Here is a 19708-nt window from a genome sequence, read left to right on the forward strand (position 1 = left end):
CGTGGCCGAGAGCCTGCCCGTTCACTCCTGGCCGGCGGCGCGGGAGCGCATCGCCGGCCTTCCCGCGTTTGGCGAGGCGCCTCTGGTCATCAGCGTTGCGACGCCGGACACTCAGCAGCGCGACCAGGCGCGGACGCTAATCCGAGCGGCGGTGTCCGACGCTCTGGGTCTGCTGTTCGATCTTCCTGCGGCGTCGATCCGCCTCGACGCCGTTCCCGGGCGTCCGTTACGCGCTGACGCCGGCGGACGGATGTTATCGGTCTCGATCAGCCATGAAGCCGGATTGTCGGTGGCGGCGCTTTCGCCGGTAGGCCAAGTCGGCATCGACATCATGCGCTTGCCGGAGGACTTTTCCTGGGAACCCGTCGCACGGGATTACCTGGATCCCGATGCCTTTCACCGGATCGCCCATGCCCCGCCGCCGGAACGCATGCATGCCTTCGCCGTCGAGTGGACACGGCTCGAAGCCGGCTTGAAGTGCGTCGGCACCGGCCTTGCCGAAAGGAGCCCGGCGCTTCAGGCAAGGCTTGCCCAATGCGCCATGCGCAGGCTGGACCTGCCGTCCGGCTATGCGGGAATGCTGGCGTACATGCCGGAATCACTCAACCGGTTTGCTGCCAAGCCGGCGTAATCAGGCATTTCTTCCCACGGCCTGAATTCGCGCGGGCGCGCAAATCAACATTCCGGCGCGACGTTTCTGCGGCCCATCGTGCTTGCCGGCTGTCCGCAAGACCCCGATTTGGGCGTGCAACTTGCTTGCAGCAAGGCCTCGTGTCTCGCCTGGCTGCCGCCGGACGCCTGAGTCGATTCTTCGTTGAGGCAGCGCCTACTGAACTTCACTGCGCCACGATGCAAATTCATTCTCTCGCCTTGCGTTCGCTGCCGGCCATCCTGGCTCGTCATCGAGCGATGATCGCCGCCGTCTTTCTATTGTCCGGCGCCGGCGTTGCAGAGGCGGCCGTCCCGGCAGTTGATGCCTCGTTCAATCCGTATTGTCAGGGCAGGAACCGCGTGGCCATGTTCCGCTGTCGCCTGGCGGTCGCGCAGCAGACGGGAAATCTTCCGCAGATAACCGAGATTACGCAAGCGTTGACGCTCGCGCTGGGCGGGCAAGCCGGCGTTCCCGATGAAGCGCCCGCCACTTACACCATCGATTTCGATGCGCCCGCACTCTCGGTTGGTCAGATCGGCGCCGCCTTCGAACCCTACCGGAAACAGGTAGTGCGCAACGCTTGGTGGCTCTCGCGCCCCGCGCCAACGGGGATCGCCCATCCATTGCGGGACGTGGCGTCCATCATCACCGGCGCGCTTGCCGCGAGGGACGCCGGTGCCGAATCAGCCGAACAATTGCTCAGCATTGCCGAGAGCGCCGCCGACTATCTGTTATGGGCTCAAGCGCAGGGCGGGCAAGGGCTATTTCCGTTTCCCGCCGTGCGCAGAAACAAGGGGCGGGCTTTCGAAGCCGCCGAAAAATTCCTGAAGCGAGCGGAAGAATTGGGCATGCTGCCGACTGCGGTATCGAACGACTGGATCATCAACGACCTCGGCAACGGCGATCTCCAGTTCGACAACGGCCTCTGCGGCGTCGCGATGATCGAACTCCATCGGGCGACCCGCAAGGAGAAGTACCTGCAGTCGGCCATCGCGGCAGCCAACTGGGCGATCGCGCAGCCGGTCGTCCCCAACTGGAACTACAACAGCTTCAGCATCCACTTGCTGGCGAGCCTGTATGCGCAAACCGGTGACGCCCGCTACCTGCGCCACGCCAAGCTGAAGGCCAGGCTCGGCCTCTATCCCGGCCAGCTGAAGGCGGGTGCTCGTCAAGGGCGGTGGGTCGACCCGCACAACGCGCGCCTCGTCTACCACTATGTCATGATCCGCAGCCTCGGTGCCCTGGTGGCCGTGCTGCCGCAAGACGATCCTGACCTGACGCAAGCGCGGGAAGTCCTGAGCATGGCGCTGGCGGCCGGGAACGCCGAGATCATCAGCCGAGGAGTGGCTCACCCCAGCACCGTCCTGGAAACCCTGGCGCAGCTGTCTCTGCTCTTTCCTCCCTCTTCCAGTACGCTGCCTGATCTCGGCCGGGCCCAGGCCTTCGACCTGCTCGCTCGCCATGCCAGCAGCGGCTTCTTCGCCGGCAGGCTGCCGGTCGATCCCGGCGCATGGGGCTTGTATCTGAAGGCGTTGCGCATGAGCGGCGCGCCCATCGAGGGCTCACTTAACCTTCCGGCTCGGCGACCCGGCGGGACGCGATGAGGCGCGATGTCTGCGCGTTCGCAGCGAACAATAATCCACGTTAACCCATCCCGGCATCAGGTGATGCCACGCAAGCGGAGCGGAACGCGGAGCGCGCAGCGTCGACGCATGCGATGAAAACGTGACGAAGACCGGGAGCGTGCCGGCAAGGACAAGATAGGCCCCTCACCGACATGTACTGCTTCGCTGGCATTCACGCGTCAGTCATGGCAGAGTGACGATCCCTCAACCCTCCGCCGCCTGCTCCCGCCATGGAACTTCGCCAACTGCGCTACTTCGTCCGCGTCGCCGAGCTCGGCAGCATGGGCCGCGCGGCGCTCGACCTCGGTGTGGTCACCTCCGCCTTGAGCCAGCAGATCAGCCGGCTGGAGAGCGAGCTTTCCACCCGGCTGCTGCAGCGCACTTCCAGCGGCGTGGTGCCCACCGACGCCGGCCTCGCCTTCCTGCACCAGGCCCAGCTCACCCTGCGCCACGCCGACGACGCGGTGCGGGCGGCGCAGCTGGCCCGCCTGTCCGGCCACGTGGCGGTCGGCATGGCGCCCAGCACCACCGCCGTGCTCGGCCTACCCTTCATGTCGGCCATGCGCGAGCAGTATCCGGACATCCGCCTGCACATCGTGGAGAGCCTGTCCGGCAACCTGAGCGCGATGATCAACGCCCGCCAGCTCGACCTCGCCATCCTGTTCCAGGCCGACCGCGGCCGGCGCTGGAGCGTCACGCCGCTGCTGGAGGAGCGGCTGTTCCTGATCGCGCCGCGAAGCATGAAGGGCCTGCCGCGCGGCAAGCAGGTGCGCCTGGCGCAGATCGCCGCGCTGCCGCTGGTCCTGCCGAGCGGCTCGCACGGCCTGCGGGCGCTGCTCAACGGCGCCGCCGCCCAAGGCAGGCTGGCGCTCAACGTCGCCGCCGAAATCGATGGCCTCGCCATGCTGATGGATGCGGTGCGAGCCGGCTACGGCGCCACCATACAGCCGGGCGCGGCGGTGGCCCGGCTGCGCGACGCATCGCTGGCGATGATCGAAATCGCCGAGAAGGAAGCGCGCCGGCCCAACCTGCTGGTGAGCCTGTCCGACGATGAGCTTTCGCCGGCGGGCCTGGCCGCCCGGAACGTGCTGGGACAAGTGACGCGCGCGCTGGTGGAAGCCGGCAGCTGGCCGGGCGCCACCCTTCACGAAAGCTGAACACCTCTTTCCCGCCCCGGGCTGGCGATGATGACAAGGCGGCGATACAGTACGGAAAATTTTCCGGACTGTTGACATGGTTGATGTTCTCGTAATCGGCGGCGGCAACGCCGCCCTCTGCGCCGCCCTGATGGCGCGCGAGGCCGGCGCATCGGTGATGCTGCTCGAAGCCTCCCCGCGCGAATGGCGCGGCGGCAATTCCCAGCACACCCGCAATCTGCGCTGCATGCACGACGCGCCGCAGGATGTGCTGATAGACGCCTACCCGGAGGAAGAATTCTGGCAGGACCTGCTGAAGGTCACCGGCGGACAGACTGACGAGCACCTGGCGCGCCTGGTGATCCGCGCTTCTTCCACCTGCCGCCCCTGGATGCAAAAGCATGGCGTGCGGTTTCAAGGCTCGCTGTCAGGCACCCTGCACCTGGCCCGCACCAACGCCTTTTTCATGGGCGGCGGCAAGGCTCTGGTGAATGCCTATTACCGCAGCGCCGAGGCGCTCGGCGTCGACATCCGCTACGACACGCCGGTCGACTCCCTGGAACTCGACGGCGACCGCTTCGTCGCCGCCCGCAGCGGCAGCAAGCGCTTCGAAGCCCGCGCCTGCGTGCTGGCGGCCGGCGGCTTCGAATCCAACCTGGCGTGGATGCGCGAAGCCTGGGGCCAGAACGAGCGCGGCGAATGGCCGGCCGACAACTTCCTGATCCGCGGCACCCGCTTCAACCAGGGCACGCTGCTGAAGTTCATGATCGATGCCGGCGCCGATGCCATCGGCGACCCGTCGCAGTCGCACTGCGTCGCCATCGATGCCCGCGCGCCCTTGTACGACGGCGGCATCTGCACCCGCATCGACTGCGTCTCGCTCGGCGTGGTGGTCAACCGCGATGCCGAGCGCTTCTACGACGAGGGCGAGGATTTCTGGCCCAAGCGCTACGCGATCTGGGGCCGCCTGGTGGCGCAGCAGCCGGGGCAGATCGGCTACTGCATCATCGACGCCAAGGCGGTCGGGCGCTTCATGCCGCCGGTGTTCCCGGGCACCAGCGCCGCCACGCTGCCCGAGCTGGCGCGCAAGATGGGCCTGCCGGAAGCCGCCTTCGTCAAGACCGTCGAAGACTTCAACCGCGCGTGCCGCGTCGGCACCTTCGACCATACCGTGCTGGACGATTGCCACACCGAAGGCCTGACTCCCGCCAAGACGCACTGGGCGCGGCCGATCGACACCGCGCCGTTCACCGCCTATGCCCTCAAGCCGGGCATCACTTTTACTTACCTCGGCCTCAAGGTCAACGACAGGGCGGCGGTGCACTTCGGCGGCAAGCCGAGCGCCAACCTGTTCGTCGCCGGCGAAATGATGGCCGGCAATGTGCTCGGCAAGGGCTATACCGCCGGCGTCGGCATGTCCATCGGCACCGCCTTCGGCCGCATCGCCGGCACCCAGGCCGCCGTCGCAGCAAAACAAGGAATCGAACATGCAACAGCTTGATGCCCTGATTCGCGAAGCCAGCTCGCTCGGCCAGGGTGAACTTCCCGCGGCAGTGAAGCCCGGCCAGCCGGCGCTGAGCGCCAACGAAACGGAAGTCTCCCGCATCCTCCAGATCTGCAACGCCTGCCGCTATTGCGAAGGCTTCTGCGCGGTGTTCCCGGCGATGACGCGCCGGCTGGAGTTCGGCAAGGCCGACGTCAACTATCTCGCCAACCTGTGCCACAACTGCGGCGCCTGCTATCACGCCTGCCAGTACGCGCCGCCGCACGAGTTCGCCGTCAACGTCCCCCAGGCCATGGCCAAGGTGCGCGGCCAGACCTACAGCGACTACGCCTGGCCGCCCGCCTTCGGCAGGCTGTACAAGAACAACGGCCTGACGGTGGCCTTGGCGCTGGCGGCGACACTGGCGCTGTTCCTGGCGCTGGCCACCGCCATGCACGGCACCCTGTTCCCCGGCGCGCTGGCCGGCAACTTCTACGCCATCTTCCCGCACAACCTGATGGCCGGCATGTTCGGCGCGGTGTTCGGCTTCGCGGTGTTGGCGCTGGGGATGGGCGTGCGCCGCTTCTGGCGCGACGTCAAGCCGGGCACGGCGACCGCGCCGGCCATGGGCGAGGCGGCGCGCAATGCCCTCGCCCTGACCTATCTCGACGGCGGCCATGGCGAAGGCTGCAACGAATCGGACGACCGCTTCACCCTGGCGCGCCGCCGCTTCCACCATTTCACCTTCTACGGTTTCATGCTGTGCTTCGCCTCGACCTCGGTGGCCACGCTCTACCACTATGTCGGCGCGCTGCATGCGCCGTATGCGCTGACCAGCCTTCCGGTGGTGCTCGGCACGCTGGGCGGCATCGGCCTGCTGATCGGCCCGGCCGGCCTGCTCTGGCTGAACCTGAAGCGCCATCCGCAGCAGGGCGACATCGCGCAGCGGCCGATGGACCGCGGCTTCATCGCGCTGCTGCTGCTCACCAGCGCCACCGGCCTGGCCCTGCTGGCCGGGCGCGACAGCGGCTGGATGGGCCTGCTGCTGGTGCTGCACCTGGGCGTGGTGATGGCGCTGTTCGCCACCCTGCCCTATGGCAAATTCGCCCACGGCATCTACCGCAGCGCCGCCCTGCTGAAGTGGAACATCGAGAAGCGCCAGCCGAACCGGCTGCAGCTCGGCGCCGATTGACGATGGCCGGCGCGTAACAACATCACTAATTCATAAGACATCAGAAGGAAGCTCCATGAAGTCGTTCACCCGCCGTTCCCTGCTTGCCCGCGCTCTTGGCGCAGCCCTGCTCTGCGCCGGCATCCCGGCGCTCGCAGCCGACGCCTGGCCCGCCAAGCCCATCACCCTCATCGTCCCCTTTGCCCCGGGCGGCACGACAGACATCATCGCCCGCGCCGTTGGCCAGAAGCTGGGCGAGGCGCTGAAGCAGCCGGTGATCATCGACAACCGGCCCGGCGCCGGCGGCAATATCGGCGCAGCCGCCGCGGTGCGGGCGCCGGCGGACGGCTACACCTTCTTCCTCGCGACGGTGGCCCACACCATGGCGCCCGGCATCTACAAGAACCTCACCTACGATTTCGGCAAGGATCTCGATCCGGTCGGACTGGTCGCCCTGACGCCAAACGTGCTGATCGTCAATCCGAGCGTGCCGGCCAACACCGTGCCGGAATTGATCGCCTACATCAAGAAGAATCCTGGCAAGGTCAACTACGGCTCCGCCGGCACCGGCAGCACCGAGCATATGTCGGGAGAACTGTTCCGCGCCCTCACCGGCACCGAGATCACCCACGTCCCCTACAAGGGCGGCGCGCCGATGATGACCGACCTGATGGCCGGCCAGATCCAGATGGCGATCGAGACCAGCCCCTCCGCCAATCCGCATATCCGCGCCGGCAAGGTCAAGGCGCTGGCGGTGACGACCCAGAAGCGCTCCAGTGCCTACCCCGGCGTGCCGACGCTGGACGAGGCTGGCGTGAAAGGCTACGACGTCACCACCTGGTTCGCGCTGATGGCGCCGCACAACACGCCACCGGCGATCGAGCAGCGCGTCCATGCCGAACTGATGAAGGTGCTGAAGATGCCGGACGTGGAAAAGCGCTTCCAGGAACAGGGCGTCTCCGCCGGCGACACGACGCCGGCGCAGCTGGCCAGCTTCATCCGCACCGAGACGGCGAAGTGGAGCAAGGTGGCGAAGGAGTCGAACATCACGTCGGAGTGAGCCTTTTCGCTTGACGTCCCTTATGACGTCCCTTAGCGCGAATGCCGCTGCAGGGTCACGTCTTCCTGCAGCTGGCGCATCTCGGGCGACCAGCTGCTCTTGATGTACGCCAGCACGGCGACGATCTCCTGGTCCGTCAGCCGGTTGCCAAAGGCCGGCATGTTGCTCACGTAGCCCTCCGGCGCCGTCCTGCCAGGCACCAACCCATTCTTCACGATATCGATGAGCTGCACATCCGGGTGATGCCAGGTATGGCCGCTGTCGTCATGCGGCGGCGCCGGCAGCCTGCCATCCGGCAGCCGCTGACGCCAATCCGGCTGGCCTTCCAGGTTCGCGCCATGGCAGGCGGCGCAGTGGGCGGCGTAGAGGGCCTTGCCGCTTGCTATCAATCGCTGGTTAGCCGGATCGATCAGCACTTTTCCTCGTTTGTCCTTGCTGGCATGAAAAACGAAGATCACGCCCAGCAGGGCAATGCTCAGGCCAAAGACGAAGCGTGTTGTTTTCTTCATTTTCATTGAAGCGGCTTGCTTCCCGCATGGGTAAGCGTTGATTCTTTCATATTGTGCTCGAGGATGTCTTGGCTCTTCCAGGCAGCCATGGGTGACCGGCGTCTTTTACGGGCGTGTGCAGCCTGTTCCAAACGAGGAAAACCGGTGTCCTTACTTGCATGTCCGGCCTACGTCACGAGTGGCATAATGCGGCCTGACTGCGCACAGGCGAATCGGTAGACGAGGAAATGGTGTGCAGCATGGCGGCGTTACCGATGGAGAAGGATTTACCGAAGTCATCGAGACGACACGGCCGGAACAGATTGCCGTGCATTTTGTTAAAGCCGTATCCATAATGATCAAGACTTCGCTCCACTACTTTCAGATCAACAAGCTCGGTGGCCATCGAGAGTTCGCAAAGACCCATGGCACGAGCCGAGCTTGTCCCGGAATCTACGGGATGATCATCGCCGAACAGATGCGGCGTGAATTCAAGCTGTCTGCGCCATGATGAATGGTTCGCTTAAGCTAGGCGTCGCGGCGATAGTTTTCAGCGCCATATGGGCCTTCGTGGGGGTCGAGCGCATCGTTAGCGATCATGAAAAAGGAATCACCTGGGAGCTTTTCATCAAACACCGACCTTCCCTACAAGTGCGATTTGAAAACCCTGCACGGAAAGGTTTGGAGATCGAACCAATCGAGAACCTTTCACCGGCTGAGCAAGACGCATTCATCGAATTTTGCACTGTCCGCTTTGGCGTCATGGACACGATGCAGTGTCGCGCCCTAATCTTGCAGAATAGCGTTTGACGTGCGGTTATCTCGCTTGCTCGTTCTATTGCTTCCTGCGTTACTGCTGCTCTACAGTGGCAGCATCGTTATCGACGGCTTGCGCGACGATGTTCAAGTCAGCGATGTGGGGATAATCCTCGGCTCCAAAGTGCTACCGGACGGCACACCATCAAAACGCTTGCGCGCTCGCCTCGACCGAGCCGTCGAACTGTACCGGCAAGGCATGTTCAAGCGCATCATCGTCAGCGGCGGCACGGGCGTGGAAGGCTTCAGCGAGGCACAGGTCATGGCCGATTATCTGGCAAGCCAGCAGGTGCCACGTGCAGCCCTCATCCTCGATGAGCATGGCGACAATACCGAGGCAACAGCCCGCAATAGCGCCGAGATCATGAAGGCAAACAATGCCACGACCGCGTTGGTCATCACGCAATATTTCCACATCACCCGCAGGGCTTCGCACTGCGACAGGCCGGCATCCAGACGGTTCGCACGGCCCATGCCTACTATTTCGAGGCGCGAGACCTTTATTCCATAGCGAGGGAGATGATTGCCTTGCCAGCGTATTGGCTTTCTACACGAATGGGACAGAAGTCAATCATCCCATAGGCCATCAAGAACAAGTCTGGATAACCGCGTACTTTTCAAGTACCTCCGTGGTAAAACGAATTGAGGAACGCAGTAAAGCGGCTTTCTGCCATCTGTTTATCCTGCGCTGTAGTAATTGATTATTTCCTCTGACTTCAGCCGCCGATTGTCAGATTGTCATTCGGTCACTCCGCGGCCCAAGAAACAAATGAGTCAAATTTTTTGATCGTTACATTTGGCGACGAGTCACGGGGTGACGAGCTTGTCGTTACCTTTCATAAGCGCAATCTACGTTTTCTTTTCTTCGTTGTTGATCGCCCCACCAATTCAAGAAAATCATCACGGCATCACTGATGCGTGAAAATCAAAATCAAAACGGCAACGACTTGCGCAATTAAGTATTGCGCACTTGATTGTGTACAGAATTATCTATGCCCAACCTGAGGCAAAACCGCCTCACGTCCAATATGACCCGTACATAAATCTTGTCCGGCATTTTTGATTTCAATATAGTTATCCGAATGTTAATTTATTCAATACTTCTACCCCTCCATTAACAAAGCAACGCCTTTCTGCTCAGGGAAAAAATCGTGAAAGCATTCTCGAAAGTGATCTTGCTATTTTCTGCTGTCATATCAGCAGGCTGCGAAGGAACCATGCCGTCCATAGGGGACAACAGCGCGAAAACAGTCGCCACTGGGTCCGCCGGCGGAGCCACTGCCCAGAATGCATCCTCGAAACTGGAGAAATGTGACAAGCCGCTAGGCACGATTGCAATCGTTGAAGACACTACGCAACCCTGGTTCGGCTATTTCAGACAGCAGTATCAGCTGCAATCAACCACTCCCGTGCTTCGCCTCATCGTTCAGCAATCCAATTGCTTCGTCGTCGTCGAGCGTGGCCGAGCGATGGGAAACATGAACACTGAACGGGAATTGCAGGCACGCGGGGAACTCCGGAACGGCTCGAACTTCGGGAAGGGCCAGATGGTGTCGGCAGACTACTCGCTCAGCCCCTCGGTCACCATCAGCCAGAAAGGCACAGGTGGAGCAGGAGGATTTGGCGGCGGCCTGATTGGCGCAATTGGAAGTGTCGTGGCAGCGGGAATGAAGTCGAATGAAGCGTCAACGATGCTCCTGATGGTGGATAACCGCTCTGGCGTTCAGCTCGCAGCCGCTGAGGGCTCGGCGAAAAACTTCGATATGTCCGGCGGCTTCGGATTTTTGGGATCGAGCTTCGGCGGTGGCGCCGGCGGATTTACGAACACGCCGCAAGGCAAGGTTCTGGTCGCCGCATTCATGGACAGCTACAACAACATTGTTCGCGCGACGCGCAACTATGTAGCTCAGAATGTTGAAGGTGGGCTTGGGAAGGGCGGGAAGCTAAAAGTCAATTAAGCACCGCCTTTTAAAATTTGCAATACCAATGTTGCAGCGTGAATGGCCAGCTGATGTGCCCTGTGGCTATATTGAGTGCTCCAATCCACTTGTTTCTTATAACACTTCCAATAGCGAAAATCGGATTCGGAAGTTTGGAAAGAAGTAAAAATAACTAAGAATCGTTGAGTGCATTTACTCCATTTAGAAAAGATTGAGTAAAGTTTCTTATTTACTTCTAGGTTGGCATAGCCATTGCTAAACCTTAAATGCTGTCTGATACCTTTAATCTTACTTATCAATAGGAGAAATCATGGCTACGGGCGTTAATCGTAATCAAGAAGTTGCTCAACTTTCCACCATCAAACAATCTGAAACTCCTTCGCTTAAACTAAATGGACAAAACATTGTCACAATGGCGAATGTGCGGAATGTGCTAAGTGCAGCCCAACAAGGGGACAAGTTCGTCATCTCGCAATCCGGTCAAAAAGTAGATGTACAAGTCGCGGGAAACTACACAATGGCATGTCGAATTGCGAATCGAATAATCAAAGCAGACGATAAAAATGATCGCCTAGACCTCTCCGACTCCGTGGCTTTCGTCGTTAGCCTCGGAAACGATAAATATGCTGTCGTTGGTCCAGCTAAAATTGGCAAACTTCCGGGGTTGGTGTTTCCCAAAAAATTTAATTTGAATAGTGCTGACTCCACTGCTGCTGCAAAAGTAGCTATTGGTATAGCGAACAGCTTTGGCTATGGTGGAAAAGAGCTTGCCGACTTTAGCGATTCTCAGATTGGGGTCCTTCATACATCTGGGCGATATGACCCACGGAATAGAACTATCGGTCATTTTTAACCTTATTTTTATGTCATGCCAACTGAGGTCTGAATTGGCACCCCGAGTGCGATCAATAGAGAATTTTTTCTAACTCTTTTAATTTCTCTGAAGCCGAGGCGGCATCGCTGGCAGCGATGCCGCTTAAGCTGATCCTCTTCTGACTGGGTTTCCAAGACAATCCATACATGTAGTTATAGGGACAATGCTTTCCTGAGCACTATGCGAGTATGGCGCAGCTCTGCACATTCATTGTCAATAAACCTTCGAACCATCAATGCCTACTTCCCCTCCGTCAACACATAAGCCCACAACGCTTCAACATCCTCCGGCTTCAACGTCCCCTTCCACGCCGGCATCCCGCCCTTCCCGTTCATCACTGAATACAGAAAGCGCGGCTTGGCGTCCTTCGGAAACTTCCGCAGGTCGTAGGTCACCGTGCCCGGGTTGACCATGTCCGGCCCATGGCAGGTGATGCAGTTGTTCTCATAAACCGATTTCCCCGCTTCCGAGAGCGGGACTTCGGCGTGGGCAGTGGCGGCCGCCAGCAGCAGCGTCAACGCGATCAATTTCATTACATCCTCACTCACTTGTTATCGAACAGGGCGAAGGTCCAGGCGGAGCCGCCGGTGGGTACGTTCCGCAAACGTTCGTCGCCGCTGTTCTGCGCGTACACCCCGCCGATGCCGCTCAGCACCGTGACGTACTGCCGTCCCTTGTGCTCCCAGGTGATGGGCTGGCTGACGATGCCGGAGCCGGTCTGGAAGCTCCATAGCACCTTGCCTGTGTTGGCGTCGAAGGCCTTGAAGGCGCCGAGCATGTCGCCGGTGAAGACGATATCGCTGGCGGTGACGAGGGTACCGGCCCAGTGCGGGATCTGCGCCGGCACCTGCCACTTGATATTGCCGGTGAGCGGATCGATGGCCTTCAGGTAGCCGCGGTTGCCGTCTTCCGGATAGAGCTTCTTGATCGACACGCCCATGTAAAGCTGGCCGCGCGACTTGTATTCCACCGGGCCCTTGCCGACGATCTCCATGCCGAATTCCAGCGTGTTGGCATACAGGAGGCCGGTGCGCGGGCTGTAGGCCATCGGATGCCAGTTCACGCCGCCGCTGTTGGAAGGCCAGGTTTCGATCTTGTCGTTGTTCTCCATGAAGCGCTTGGTGGCGGCCGAAAGGATGGGTCGGCCGTTCGGATCGAGGCCGTCGGCCCAGGTGACTTTCACGAACTTGTTGCCGGCGATGTACTTGCCGTTGCTGCGGTCGAGCACGTACATGAAGCCATTCTTGTCGGCGTGCATCAGCACCGGGCGGGTCTGGCCGTTGACCTTGATATCGGCCAGCACCATCTGGCTGATGCTGTCGAAGTCGAAGGCATCGTTCGGCGTGAACTGGAAAGCCCAGACCAGCTCGCCGGTCTTGGGCCGCACCGCGATCACCGAGGCGGTGTTCTTGTTGTCGCCCTTGCGGCCGCGCGAATCCCATGGCCCGGCATTGCCGGTGCCCCAGTAGACCAGGTCCAGCTTGGGATCGTAGGAGCCGGGGCCCCAGGTGGTGCCGCCGCCGCGCTTGGCCATGTCGTTGCTGGGCCAGCTGTCGCTGCCCGGCTCGTTCTCCCCCGGAACGGTGTGATGCCGCCACAGTTCCTTGCCGGTGGCCGGATCGAAGCCGGCGATGAAGCCGCGCACGCCGTATTCGCCGCCGGCCATGCCGGTGATGAGCACGCCGTTGGCAACGATGGGCGAGCCGGTGATGGAGTAGCCGTCTTCCCAGTCGAGCAGCTTGGTGCGCCACAGTTCCTTGCCGGTCTTGGCATCCAGGGCCTGCATGAAGGCATCCGGCGTGCCGCGGAACACCTTGCCTTCATAGAGCGCCGCGCCGCGGTTGACCTGGCCGCAGCAGATCACCCGCGCCAAGCCGGGATCGAGATCGAGGGCGGAACGCCACAGCACCCGGCCGCTCAGCGCGTCGATGGCGAAGGTGGCGTTGAAGGTGGTGACGTACATCACGCCGTCATGGATCACCGGCTGCGCCTGCTCGCCGGTATTGCTGGCGAGCGAGGTGTTCCACACCGGGACCAGGCGCTTGACGTTGGTCTTGTTGATCTGGGTCAGCGGGCTGTAGCGCTGGGCGGCGTAACCCATGCCGTTGACCAGCACGTCGCCGGTGGTTTGCGCATCGTTGAGCAGGTCTTGGGTGGTTTGCGCGCCGCTGAGCGCGCAAAGGCCGAGCAGGCCGGCGGCGACGCCGGTGCGGATGATGGACTGCATGCGTTTGTCTCCCTGTGTGCTTGTTGGGTTCATGGATGTCTTCGGCCGCTTCGGCGCGGCTCTTCTGTGAAAGCGCACGGCGGCTCAAGCCGCCATGCGCGGGCTTTCAAGTCAATCCGCCGTGATGTTGTGCTGCCGGGTGAAGGTTTTCCAGCGCACGACATCTTTCTTGATGCTGTCATTGATTTCTTCCGGCGAGCTCGTCGCCGGCACCAGCCCCTGGCGCATCAGGGACTCCTTTACGTCCGGCATGGCCATGATGGCGGCCATCTCCTGGTTGAGCCTGGCCACCACCGGCTTGGGCAGGTTCGCCGGACCGGCGAGCCAGAAATACAGGTCCACGTCGAGGTTCTTGATGCCGAGTTCGCCCATGCTCGGCACGTCCGGCGCCAGCACCGAGCGGCTCTCGCCGGACACCGCCAGGATGCGCAGCTTGCCCTGGCGGACAAAGGGCAGCGCGGTATGCACCGGCAGTACCATCAGCTGGATGTGGCCGCCGAGCAGATCGGTATTCGCGCCGGCGGCGCCCTTGTAGGGCACATGCACCATGTCGATGCCGAGACGCTCCTTCAGGATTTCCACCGCAAGGTGCTGGGGCGTGCCGTTGCCCGGCGAGCCGTAGTTGATCTTGCCGGGCCGCGCCTTGGCATAGCTGGCCAGCTCGTCGAGACTCTTTACCGGCAGCGCGTCCGGGTTCACCACCAGCGCCAGCGAGCCGAAGGCGAGCTTGCTGATCGGCGTGAAGTCCGCCACCGGGTCGTAGGGAATCTTCTTGTACAGGGCCGGCGTCATGGTGAAGGTGTTTACCGTGATCATCAGCGTGTTGCCGTTGGGTGCGGCCTTGGCCACCGCTTCGGCGCCGATGTTGCCGGAAGCGCCCGGCCTGTTGTCGACGATGAAGGGCTGGCCGAGGCGTTCCTGCAGCTTCGGGCCGACGGTCCGCGCGATGATGTCGATGCCGGTGCCGGGCGTGTAGGGCACGATCAGCGTGACCGGCTGGGACGGATAAGTCTGGCTTTGGGCGGCGCCGGCGGCGGCCAGGCACAGCGATGCGACGCCGATGAAGCGGATCAAGGACTGCATGATGTCTCCTTCTCTTCCTTCCGTTGGTGTGCGCCGCTCCAGCGTCTCCCGCGGCAGGGAGTCCTGCTACTCCTTCATGCCCAGCAGCTTGAGCGCGTTGAGCAGATAGATCTTGCGCTTGTCTTCGTCCGACAGGTTGAGCGATTCGATGGAACGCATGCCTTCGCGGATGAACATCGGCCCGCCCTCCGGATCGAAGGGGCAGTCGCTGGCGAACACCACCTTGTCGGGGCCGAAGAAATCGAGGCCGCAGCGCAGCGCCGAGGCGGACCCGCCGAGCACCGTGTCGCCGAAGAACATGCGGAAATACTCGATCGGCTTCTTCGCCATGCGCTTGAGGATGTCCTCGTAGTTCTCGTCGGCGCTGCGGCTGCCGAGCTGCGCCCAGAGCGTTTCCGCGCGGCCGGAGAAGTACGGGATCATGCCGCCGCAGTGATGGGTGATGATGCGCATTTCCGGCAGGCGGTCGAACAGGCCGGAGAAGACGATGCGCGCCATCGCCGCGCTGGTTTCATAGGGCCAGCCCAGCACCTGCCAGATTTCGTACTTGGATTTGGTTTCGGTCGGATAATCCGAGCGGGTGGCCGGCCGCGCCGGATGCATCCAGATCGGCACGCCGTGATGGGCGGTGGCGCGCTCGAACACCGGATAGAACTCGGGATCGTCGAGAGGGCGGCCGTTGATGTTGGTGGAGAGCTGGATGCCGCGCGCGCCGAGCTCGCCGATGGCGCGGTCCATCTCCTGCAGCGCCGCCGGGATATTGTTCATCGGCAGCGCGGCGACGAAAGCCGGAAAGCGGTCCGGCCAGCGCTGCACCATGGCTGCCATGTCGTCGTTGGCGATGCGGGCCAGCTGCGGCGACAGCTCGGCGTCGCCCAGCGCCTCCGGCGACGGCAGCGACAGCGTCAGCACCTGCTGCACGTCGGGAAACTGCTTCAGCATTTCGACCCGGTGCTCGATATCCCACAGCATGCGCAGGCTCGTCATGCGCTTGACGATGCCGGCATCCTTGGAGTGCTGCTTCATCATCTCCAGGTAGCGCTGCGGCATCACGTGGTTGTAGATGTCTATCTTCTTCATAGTGTCTCCTCCTCTTGCTGTTGTCTGGTTATGCGAGGATGCTGCAACTCAATCCGGCGGCGGCGCCCTGCCGGTCAGCCGCGCCAGCACGGCCGGCGCCTCGCCGGCATTATGGCCGCGCCACGCGACGATCTGGTCCGGCCGGATCAGCGCCAGCGGCGCTTCGTACATCGCCAAGATTTCCGGCGCCGGATGCGCCACCCGTGTCATTTCCAGCCCCAGCCGGGCCGCTTCCTCGAGGAAAGGCGTTGCATCCGGCGGCTGCGGACCGAGGGCCAGCAGCGTCCACTCGGGTCCGAAGGTGTCGTACAAGGATACGCCATCGCCCACCCAGATGTGCGGCGGGCGGCCGCCTGGACAGGCGCTGGGAATGTATTCGTTGGCCGCGTCCGGCGGCGGCCGGGTGCCGTCGGAAAAGATGGCTGGCGAACCGTCGTAGCGGCCGCCGAAGGTGATGCCGGGGATGTTGAACTCGGCCCGGCCGTGCGCTTCCAGGTATTCGCCGGCCTTGCGCCGCGCTTCGCGCCCGGCGTCGCTGTCTTCCTCCAGTTCCGGCACCGGCATGAACAGTCCGAGCGAATCGGCGAAGCGCCTGGCGTAGCCGGTATTGCGCACCGCCAGCGGCCGGCGCTCGGCTTCATAGCTGTCGAGCAGGGCCGGCGCCGCCTGCCCCTTCAGCACCGCCGCCAGCTTCCAGCCGAGGTTGACCGCATCTTCCACCGCGGTGTTGTAGCCGAGGCCGCCGGTGGGGGTGAACAGGTGCACCGCATCGCCGCCGAGAAAAACCCGGCCGCGCTGGAAATGGTCGGCCACCAGCGCATGGCCGGCGGTCCAGCTGCGGCGCGACAGCACTTCGGTTTTCACCGGCGCGCCGACCGCCCGCTGGAACATGCGCGCCGCCTCGTCGTCGGTGATCTCGTCCTCGTTCTCGTGCGGCTTGAGCTGGGTGTGGAAGGCGAACTCGCCTTTGCCGTCCACCGCCGCCATGAAGGCCCGGCGGTCGGCATTGAAGCTGACGTTCATCCAGGCCGGATCGTGCGGCACCGCCTCGTAGAAGTCCGGCGCGCGCAGGTAGATCGCATACATGCGCCCGCCCATGAAGTCGCGCGCCACGCCGGTCTCGCCGGCATAGCGGAAGCCGAGCTGCTGGCGCACCGGGCTGCGCGGGCCGTCGGCGCCGACGAGGTAGTCGGCGCGCAGCGTCTGCCGCTCGCCATCCTGTATGCGCTCCACCTCCACCTCCACCGCATCGCCTGAATCGCGGAAGGCCGTCATGCGCCAGCCATAGTTGACCGAGATGCCAGGCAGCTTTTCGGCATGCTTGCGCAGCACCGCCTCGACGAATTTCTGCGACACCCGGTGCGGCAGCTCGGCCGCGCCCCAGGCGCCCTTCAGCGTGCTGACGCGCTCACGCGCCTGGCGCGCCGTCGGCAGGCGGAAACGGCCGAGCTCGTGGGTAGCGTAGCGGGTGAAATAGGCGATGTCGGTGGGGAAGTCCGGCGGCAGGCCGAGGCTGCGTATTTCTTCCGCAATGCCGAGGCGCCGGAAATGCTCCATGGTGCGCGCCTGGGTGGCATTGGCCTGGGGATTGAAGGCGGTGCCCGGCTTTTCATCGACCAGCACGGCGCTGATGCCGCGCCGGCCGAGTTCGTTGGCGAGCATCAAGCCGCAAGGGCCGCCGCCGACGATGACGACAGCGCTTCGGGATGGGAGAGCAGCAGGCACGGCAGACCCCAATTGACTGGATTCCGCTTAAGGTAAGGTTTCCTTACTAACTCGTCAAGCGCTATCCATGCGGCAATGCCGCATGCGCCTCTTCCCGCGCACCGTATTTTTCCAGTGCCTGCTTCATCAGCTCGAGGCCGGCGGCGCCGATTTCTCGCCGCATCTCGCTTTCCGCCCGGTCCAGCGCGATATGGAAGGCATTCAGCCATTCCAGTCCCTGGTCGCTGAAATAAACGATGCGGGCCCGCCTGTCGATGGGATCGGGCCGGCGTTCGACCAGGCCGCGCTCTTCCAGCTGCGCGATCAGTTCGCCCATGGCCTGCTTGGTCATGCCGGCGCGGCGCGCCAGTTCGGTGGCGCGCGTGCCTTCGATGTCGAGGTTTCGGGTCACGCCGATATGGCTCAGGCTGCAGCCGCCATGCCCGGCCTGCTCCATCTGTTCGAGGATGCGCTTCTCGAAGCGCTGGATCGCGTTGTTCAGCAGGCGGCCGATGTTATGGCGGCGCCAGCCCTGATCGGTCGTGCGCGGACGCTTCTGCGTCGCGGCCTGCGGCTTCCTGTGGTTGGCGCTGTCCGGCATCGGTCGGTGAATGTGTCGATGGATTGAGGTCGCTCAAGTGTAGCGCATCATCACCATGCTGCGATCACGCTTCGCCGAATGCAGGTGCTTGGGGTAGACTCGAAAGCGTCGACGGATGATTCCCTCTGGCATGTGTGTTGCACAGGGCTCTCGCATATGCCGCCTAATGGAAGGAGCTGCACCTTGCTGACGCCTAAATTCATCGCTTCCGCCTGCTTTGACGATCCGCACGCCGCCCTGGAGCAGGTCCGCACCATTTACGACCAGAACATCGACCATCTGCAATCCCACCTGCAGCGCTTCATCGCCGGCGAGGAGTTCGGCGAACGGGTCAGGGCCTATTACCCCTTCGTGCGCCTGCATACCGACAGCGTGCTGCCGGCCGATACGCGGCTGTCCTACGGCTTCGTCGAAGGCGCCGGCACTTTCGAGACGACCCTCACCCGGCCCGACCTTTTCTCGAATTACTACCTGGAGCAGTTCCGCCTGCTGCTGCAGAACCACGGCCGGCATCAGCAGGTGCAGCTGGAGGTCGGCACCAGCGCCCAGCCGATCCCGGTGCATTTCTCCTTTTCCGAGCAGGACCATATCGAGGGCAATATCAGCACCCTGCGCCGCCTGCTGATGCGCGACCTGTTCGACCTGCCCGACCTGGCTTCCATGGACGACGGCATCGCCAACGGCACCTGCGACCCGGCACCCGGCCAGCCCAAGCCGCTGTCGCTGTTCACCGCGCCGCGGATCGATTACTCGCTGCACCGGCTGCGTCACTACTGCGGCACCTCGCCCGGCCATTTCCAGAACTTCGTGCTGTTCACGAACTATCAGTTCTACATCGACGAATTCATCCGCATGGGCCACGAGATCATGCGCAGCGATGCCGAAGCGCCGGAGGAAGCGCGCGACGGCGGCTACATCGCCTTCGTCGAACCGGGCAATGTGGTCACCCGCCGCGCCGGCCATCCGCGCCAGCCGGACGATGCGGCCGGCAAGGCGCCGCCGCGCCAGCCGCAGATGCCGGCCTACCACCTGGTGCGGGCCGACGGCAATGGCATCACGATGATCAACATCGGCGTCGGCCCCGCCAACGCCAAGACCATCACCGACCATGTGGCGGTGCTGCGGCCGCATGCCTGGCTGATGCTGGGCCACTGCGCCGGCCTGCGCGATACCCAGCAGCTCGGCGATTACGTGCTGGCCCACGGCTATGTGCGGGAGGACCATGTGCTGGACGAGGACCTGCCGCTGTGGGTGCCTATTCCGGCCCTGGCTGAAGTGCAGGTGGCGCTGGAGACGGCGGTGGCCGAGGTCACCAAGCTCACCGGCTACGACCTCAAGCGCATCATGCGCACCGGCACCGTGGCTTCCACCGACAACCGCAACTGGGAGCTGCTGCCGCACCGCACGCCGGAGCGGCGCTTCAGCCAGAGCCGGGCGATCGCGCTCGACATGGAGAGCGCCACCATCGCCGCCAACGGCTTCCGCTTCCGGGTCCCCTACGGCACCCTGCTGTGCGTGAGCGACAAGCCGCTGCATGGCGAGATCAAGCTGCCGGGCATGGCGAACGAGTTCTACCGTTCCCGCGTCGACCAGCATCTGCGCATCGGCATCCGCACGGTAGAGCTGCTGCGCCAGCAGGGCGTGCAGCGCCTGCACAGCCGCAAGCTGCGCAGCTTCGCCGAGGTGGCTTTCCAGTAATCCGGGCCGGGACATCCCCTGTTCCGGGCAGGGTTTGCAGGAAGCCGGCGTGTCGGACAAACTCCAGTTT

The 19708-nt window shown here is 63.0% G+C and carries 18 protein-coding genes; 11 read left to right on the plus strand and 7 right to left on the minus strand.

The genetic code is table 11. From position 1 onward, the window contains the following. Position 1: 1 nt before the first annotated feature. From CHB88_RS13515 to CHB88_RS13540, 6 genes are all read left to right on the plus strand, one after another. Entirely contained in the window at positions 2 to 631 is a 630-nt protein-coding gene (locus tag CHB88_RS13515) for a 4'-phosphopantetheinyl transferase family protein (protein WP_089399862.1), read from the plus strand. Positions 632 to 756: 125 nt separating this feature from the next. Next, positions 757 to 2256, plus strand: a complete 1500-nt coding sequence (locus tag CHB88_RS13520; RefSeq protein WP_143131267.1) for a hypothetical protein — start codon at positions 757 to 759, stop codon at positions 2254 to 2256. Positions 2257 to 2507: 251 nt separating this feature from the next. Further along, positions 2508 to 3434, plus strand: coding sequence for a LysR family transcriptional regulator (locus tag CHB88_RS13525; protein ID WP_089399864.1), 927 nt, complete (start codon positions 2508 to 2510; stop codon positions 3432 to 3434). Between the two features lie 76 nt (positions 3435 to 3510). Then, complete coding sequence (gene tcuA, locus CHB88_RS13530) at positions 3511 to 4914, plus strand: FAD-dependent tricarballylate dehydrogenase TcuA (protein WP_089399865.1); 1404 nt, start codon at positions 3511 to 3513, stop codon at positions 4912 to 4914. Beyond that, on the plus strand, positions 4901 to 6088 hold the full coding sequence (tcuB, locus tag CHB88_RS13535) for a tricarballylate utilization 4Fe-4S protein TcuB (protein WP_089399866.1): 1188 nt from the start codon (positions 4901 to 4903) through the stop codon (positions 6086 to 6088). The genes tcuA and tcuB overlap by 14 nt, the downstream gene beginning before the upstream one ends. A 55-nt stretch (positions 6089 to 6143) precedes the next feature. After that, on the plus strand, positions 6144 to 7127 hold the full coding sequence (locus CHB88_RS13540; protein ID WP_089399867.1) for a tripartite tricarboxylate transporter substrate binding protein: 984 nt from the start codon (positions 6144 to 6146) through the stop codon (positions 7125 to 7127). Between the two features lie 32 nt (positions 7128 to 7159). Here CHB88_RS13540 and CHB88_RS13545 read toward each other — a convergent pair whose 3' ends face one another. Continuing rightward, positions 7160 to 7636 carry a c-type cytochrome gene (locus CHB88_RS13545; protein ID WP_425436104.1) on the minus strand — a complete coding sequence of 159 codons (477 nt, stop codon included), beginning with the start codon at positions 7634 to 7636 and terminating at the stop codon, positions 7160 to 7162. A gap of 232 nt (positions 7637 to 7868) precedes the next feature. Between CHB88_RS13545 and CHB88_RS13550 the strand changes: the two genes are divergently transcribed. The 4 genes from CHB88_RS13550 to CHB88_RS24505 all read left to right on the plus strand — a co-directional run bounded on the left by CHB88_RS13550 (position 7869) and on the right by CHB88_RS24505 (position 11224). Next, positions 7869 to 8126, plus strand: coding sequence for a hypothetical protein (locus CHB88_RS13550; protein ID WP_089399869.1), 258 nt, complete (start codon positions 7869 to 7871; stop codon positions 8124 to 8126). A 315-nt stretch (positions 8127 to 8441) separates the two neighbouring features. Continuing rightward, positions 8442 to 8942, plus strand: a complete 501-nt coding sequence (locus CHB88_RS13560) for a YdcF family protein (protein WP_245844962.1) — start codon at positions 8442 to 8444, stop codon at positions 8940 to 8942. 640 nt (positions 8943 to 9582) lie between these two features. Continuing rightward, the gene (locus CHB88_RS13565; RefSeq protein ID WP_245844963.1) at positions 9583 to 10389 is read left to right on the plus strand and encodes a CsgG/HfaB family protein; all 807 of its coding nucleotides are present in this window, start codon (positions 9583 to 9585) and stop codon (positions 10387 to 10389) included. Positions 10390 to 10681: 292 nt separating this feature from the next. Next, complete coding sequence (locus tag CHB88_RS24505; RefSeq protein WP_143131268.1) at positions 10682 to 11224, plus strand: hypothetical protein; 543 nt, start codon at positions 10682 to 10684, stop codon at positions 11222 to 11224. Between the two features lie 260 nt (positions 11225 to 11484). Here the strand turns inward: CHB88_RS24505 and CHB88_RS13570 are convergent, their stop codons facing one another. The 6 genes from CHB88_RS13570 to CHB88_RS13595 form a co-directional block, all read right to left on the minus strand. Further along, on the minus strand, positions 11485 to 11778 hold the full coding sequence (locus tag CHB88_RS13570; protein ID WP_089399872.1) for a c-type cytochrome: 294 nt from the start codon (positions 11776 to 11778) through the stop codon (positions 11485 to 11487). Between the two features lie 11 nt (positions 11779 to 11789). Then, the gene (locus CHB88_RS13575; protein ID WP_217900164.1) at positions 11790 to 13472 is read right to left on the minus strand and encodes a PQQ-dependent dehydrogenase, methanol/ethanol family; all 1683 of its coding nucleotides are present in this window, start codon (positions 13470 to 13472) and stop codon (positions 11790 to 11792) included. Between the two features lie 111 nt (positions 13473 to 13583). Beyond that, on the minus strand, positions 13584 to 14555 hold the full coding sequence (locus CHB88_RS13580) for a Bug family tripartite tricarboxylate transporter substrate binding protein (protein ID WP_089399873.1): 972 nt from the start codon (positions 14553 to 14555) through the stop codon (positions 13584 to 13586). 66 nt (positions 14556 to 14621) lie between these two features. Then, positions 14622 to 15635, minus strand: a complete 1014-nt coding sequence (locus CHB88_RS13585; protein ID WP_089399874.1) for an amidohydrolase family protein — start codon at positions 15633 to 15635, stop codon at positions 14622 to 14624. 48 nt (positions 15636 to 15683) lie between these two features. Further along, positions 15684 to 17360 carry an FAD-dependent oxidoreductase gene (locus CHB88_RS13590; RefSeq protein ID WP_089399943.1) on the minus strand — a complete coding sequence of 559 codons (1677 nt, stop codon included), beginning with the start codon at positions 17358 to 17360 and terminating at the stop codon, positions 15684 to 15686. A gap of 61 nt (positions 17361 to 17421) precedes the next feature. Further along, positions 17422 to 17940: a MarR family winged helix-turn-helix transcriptional regulator gene (locus CHB88_RS13595; protein WP_089399875.1), complete on the minus strand. Its 519-nt coding sequence runs from the start codon at positions 17938 to 17940 to the stop codon at positions 17422 to 17424. Positions 17941 to 18096: 156 nt separating this feature from the next. Here CHB88_RS13595 and CHB88_RS13600 point away from each other — a divergent pair, with 156 nt between their 5' ends. Beyond that, positions 18097 to 19638 carry an AMP nucleosidase gene (locus tag CHB88_RS13600; RefSeq protein WP_089399876.1) on the plus strand — a complete coding sequence of 514 codons (1542 nt, stop codon included), beginning with the start codon at positions 18097 to 18099 and terminating at the stop codon, positions 19636 to 19638. Positions 19639 to 19708: the final 70 nt, after the last annotated feature.

It is taken from the genome of Noviherbaspirillum humi (assembly GCF_900188095.1).
GTDB classification, from domain to species: domain Bacteria; phylum Pseudomonadota; class Gammaproteobacteria; order Burkholderiales; family Burkholderiaceae_D; genus Noviherbaspirillum; species Noviherbaspirillum humi.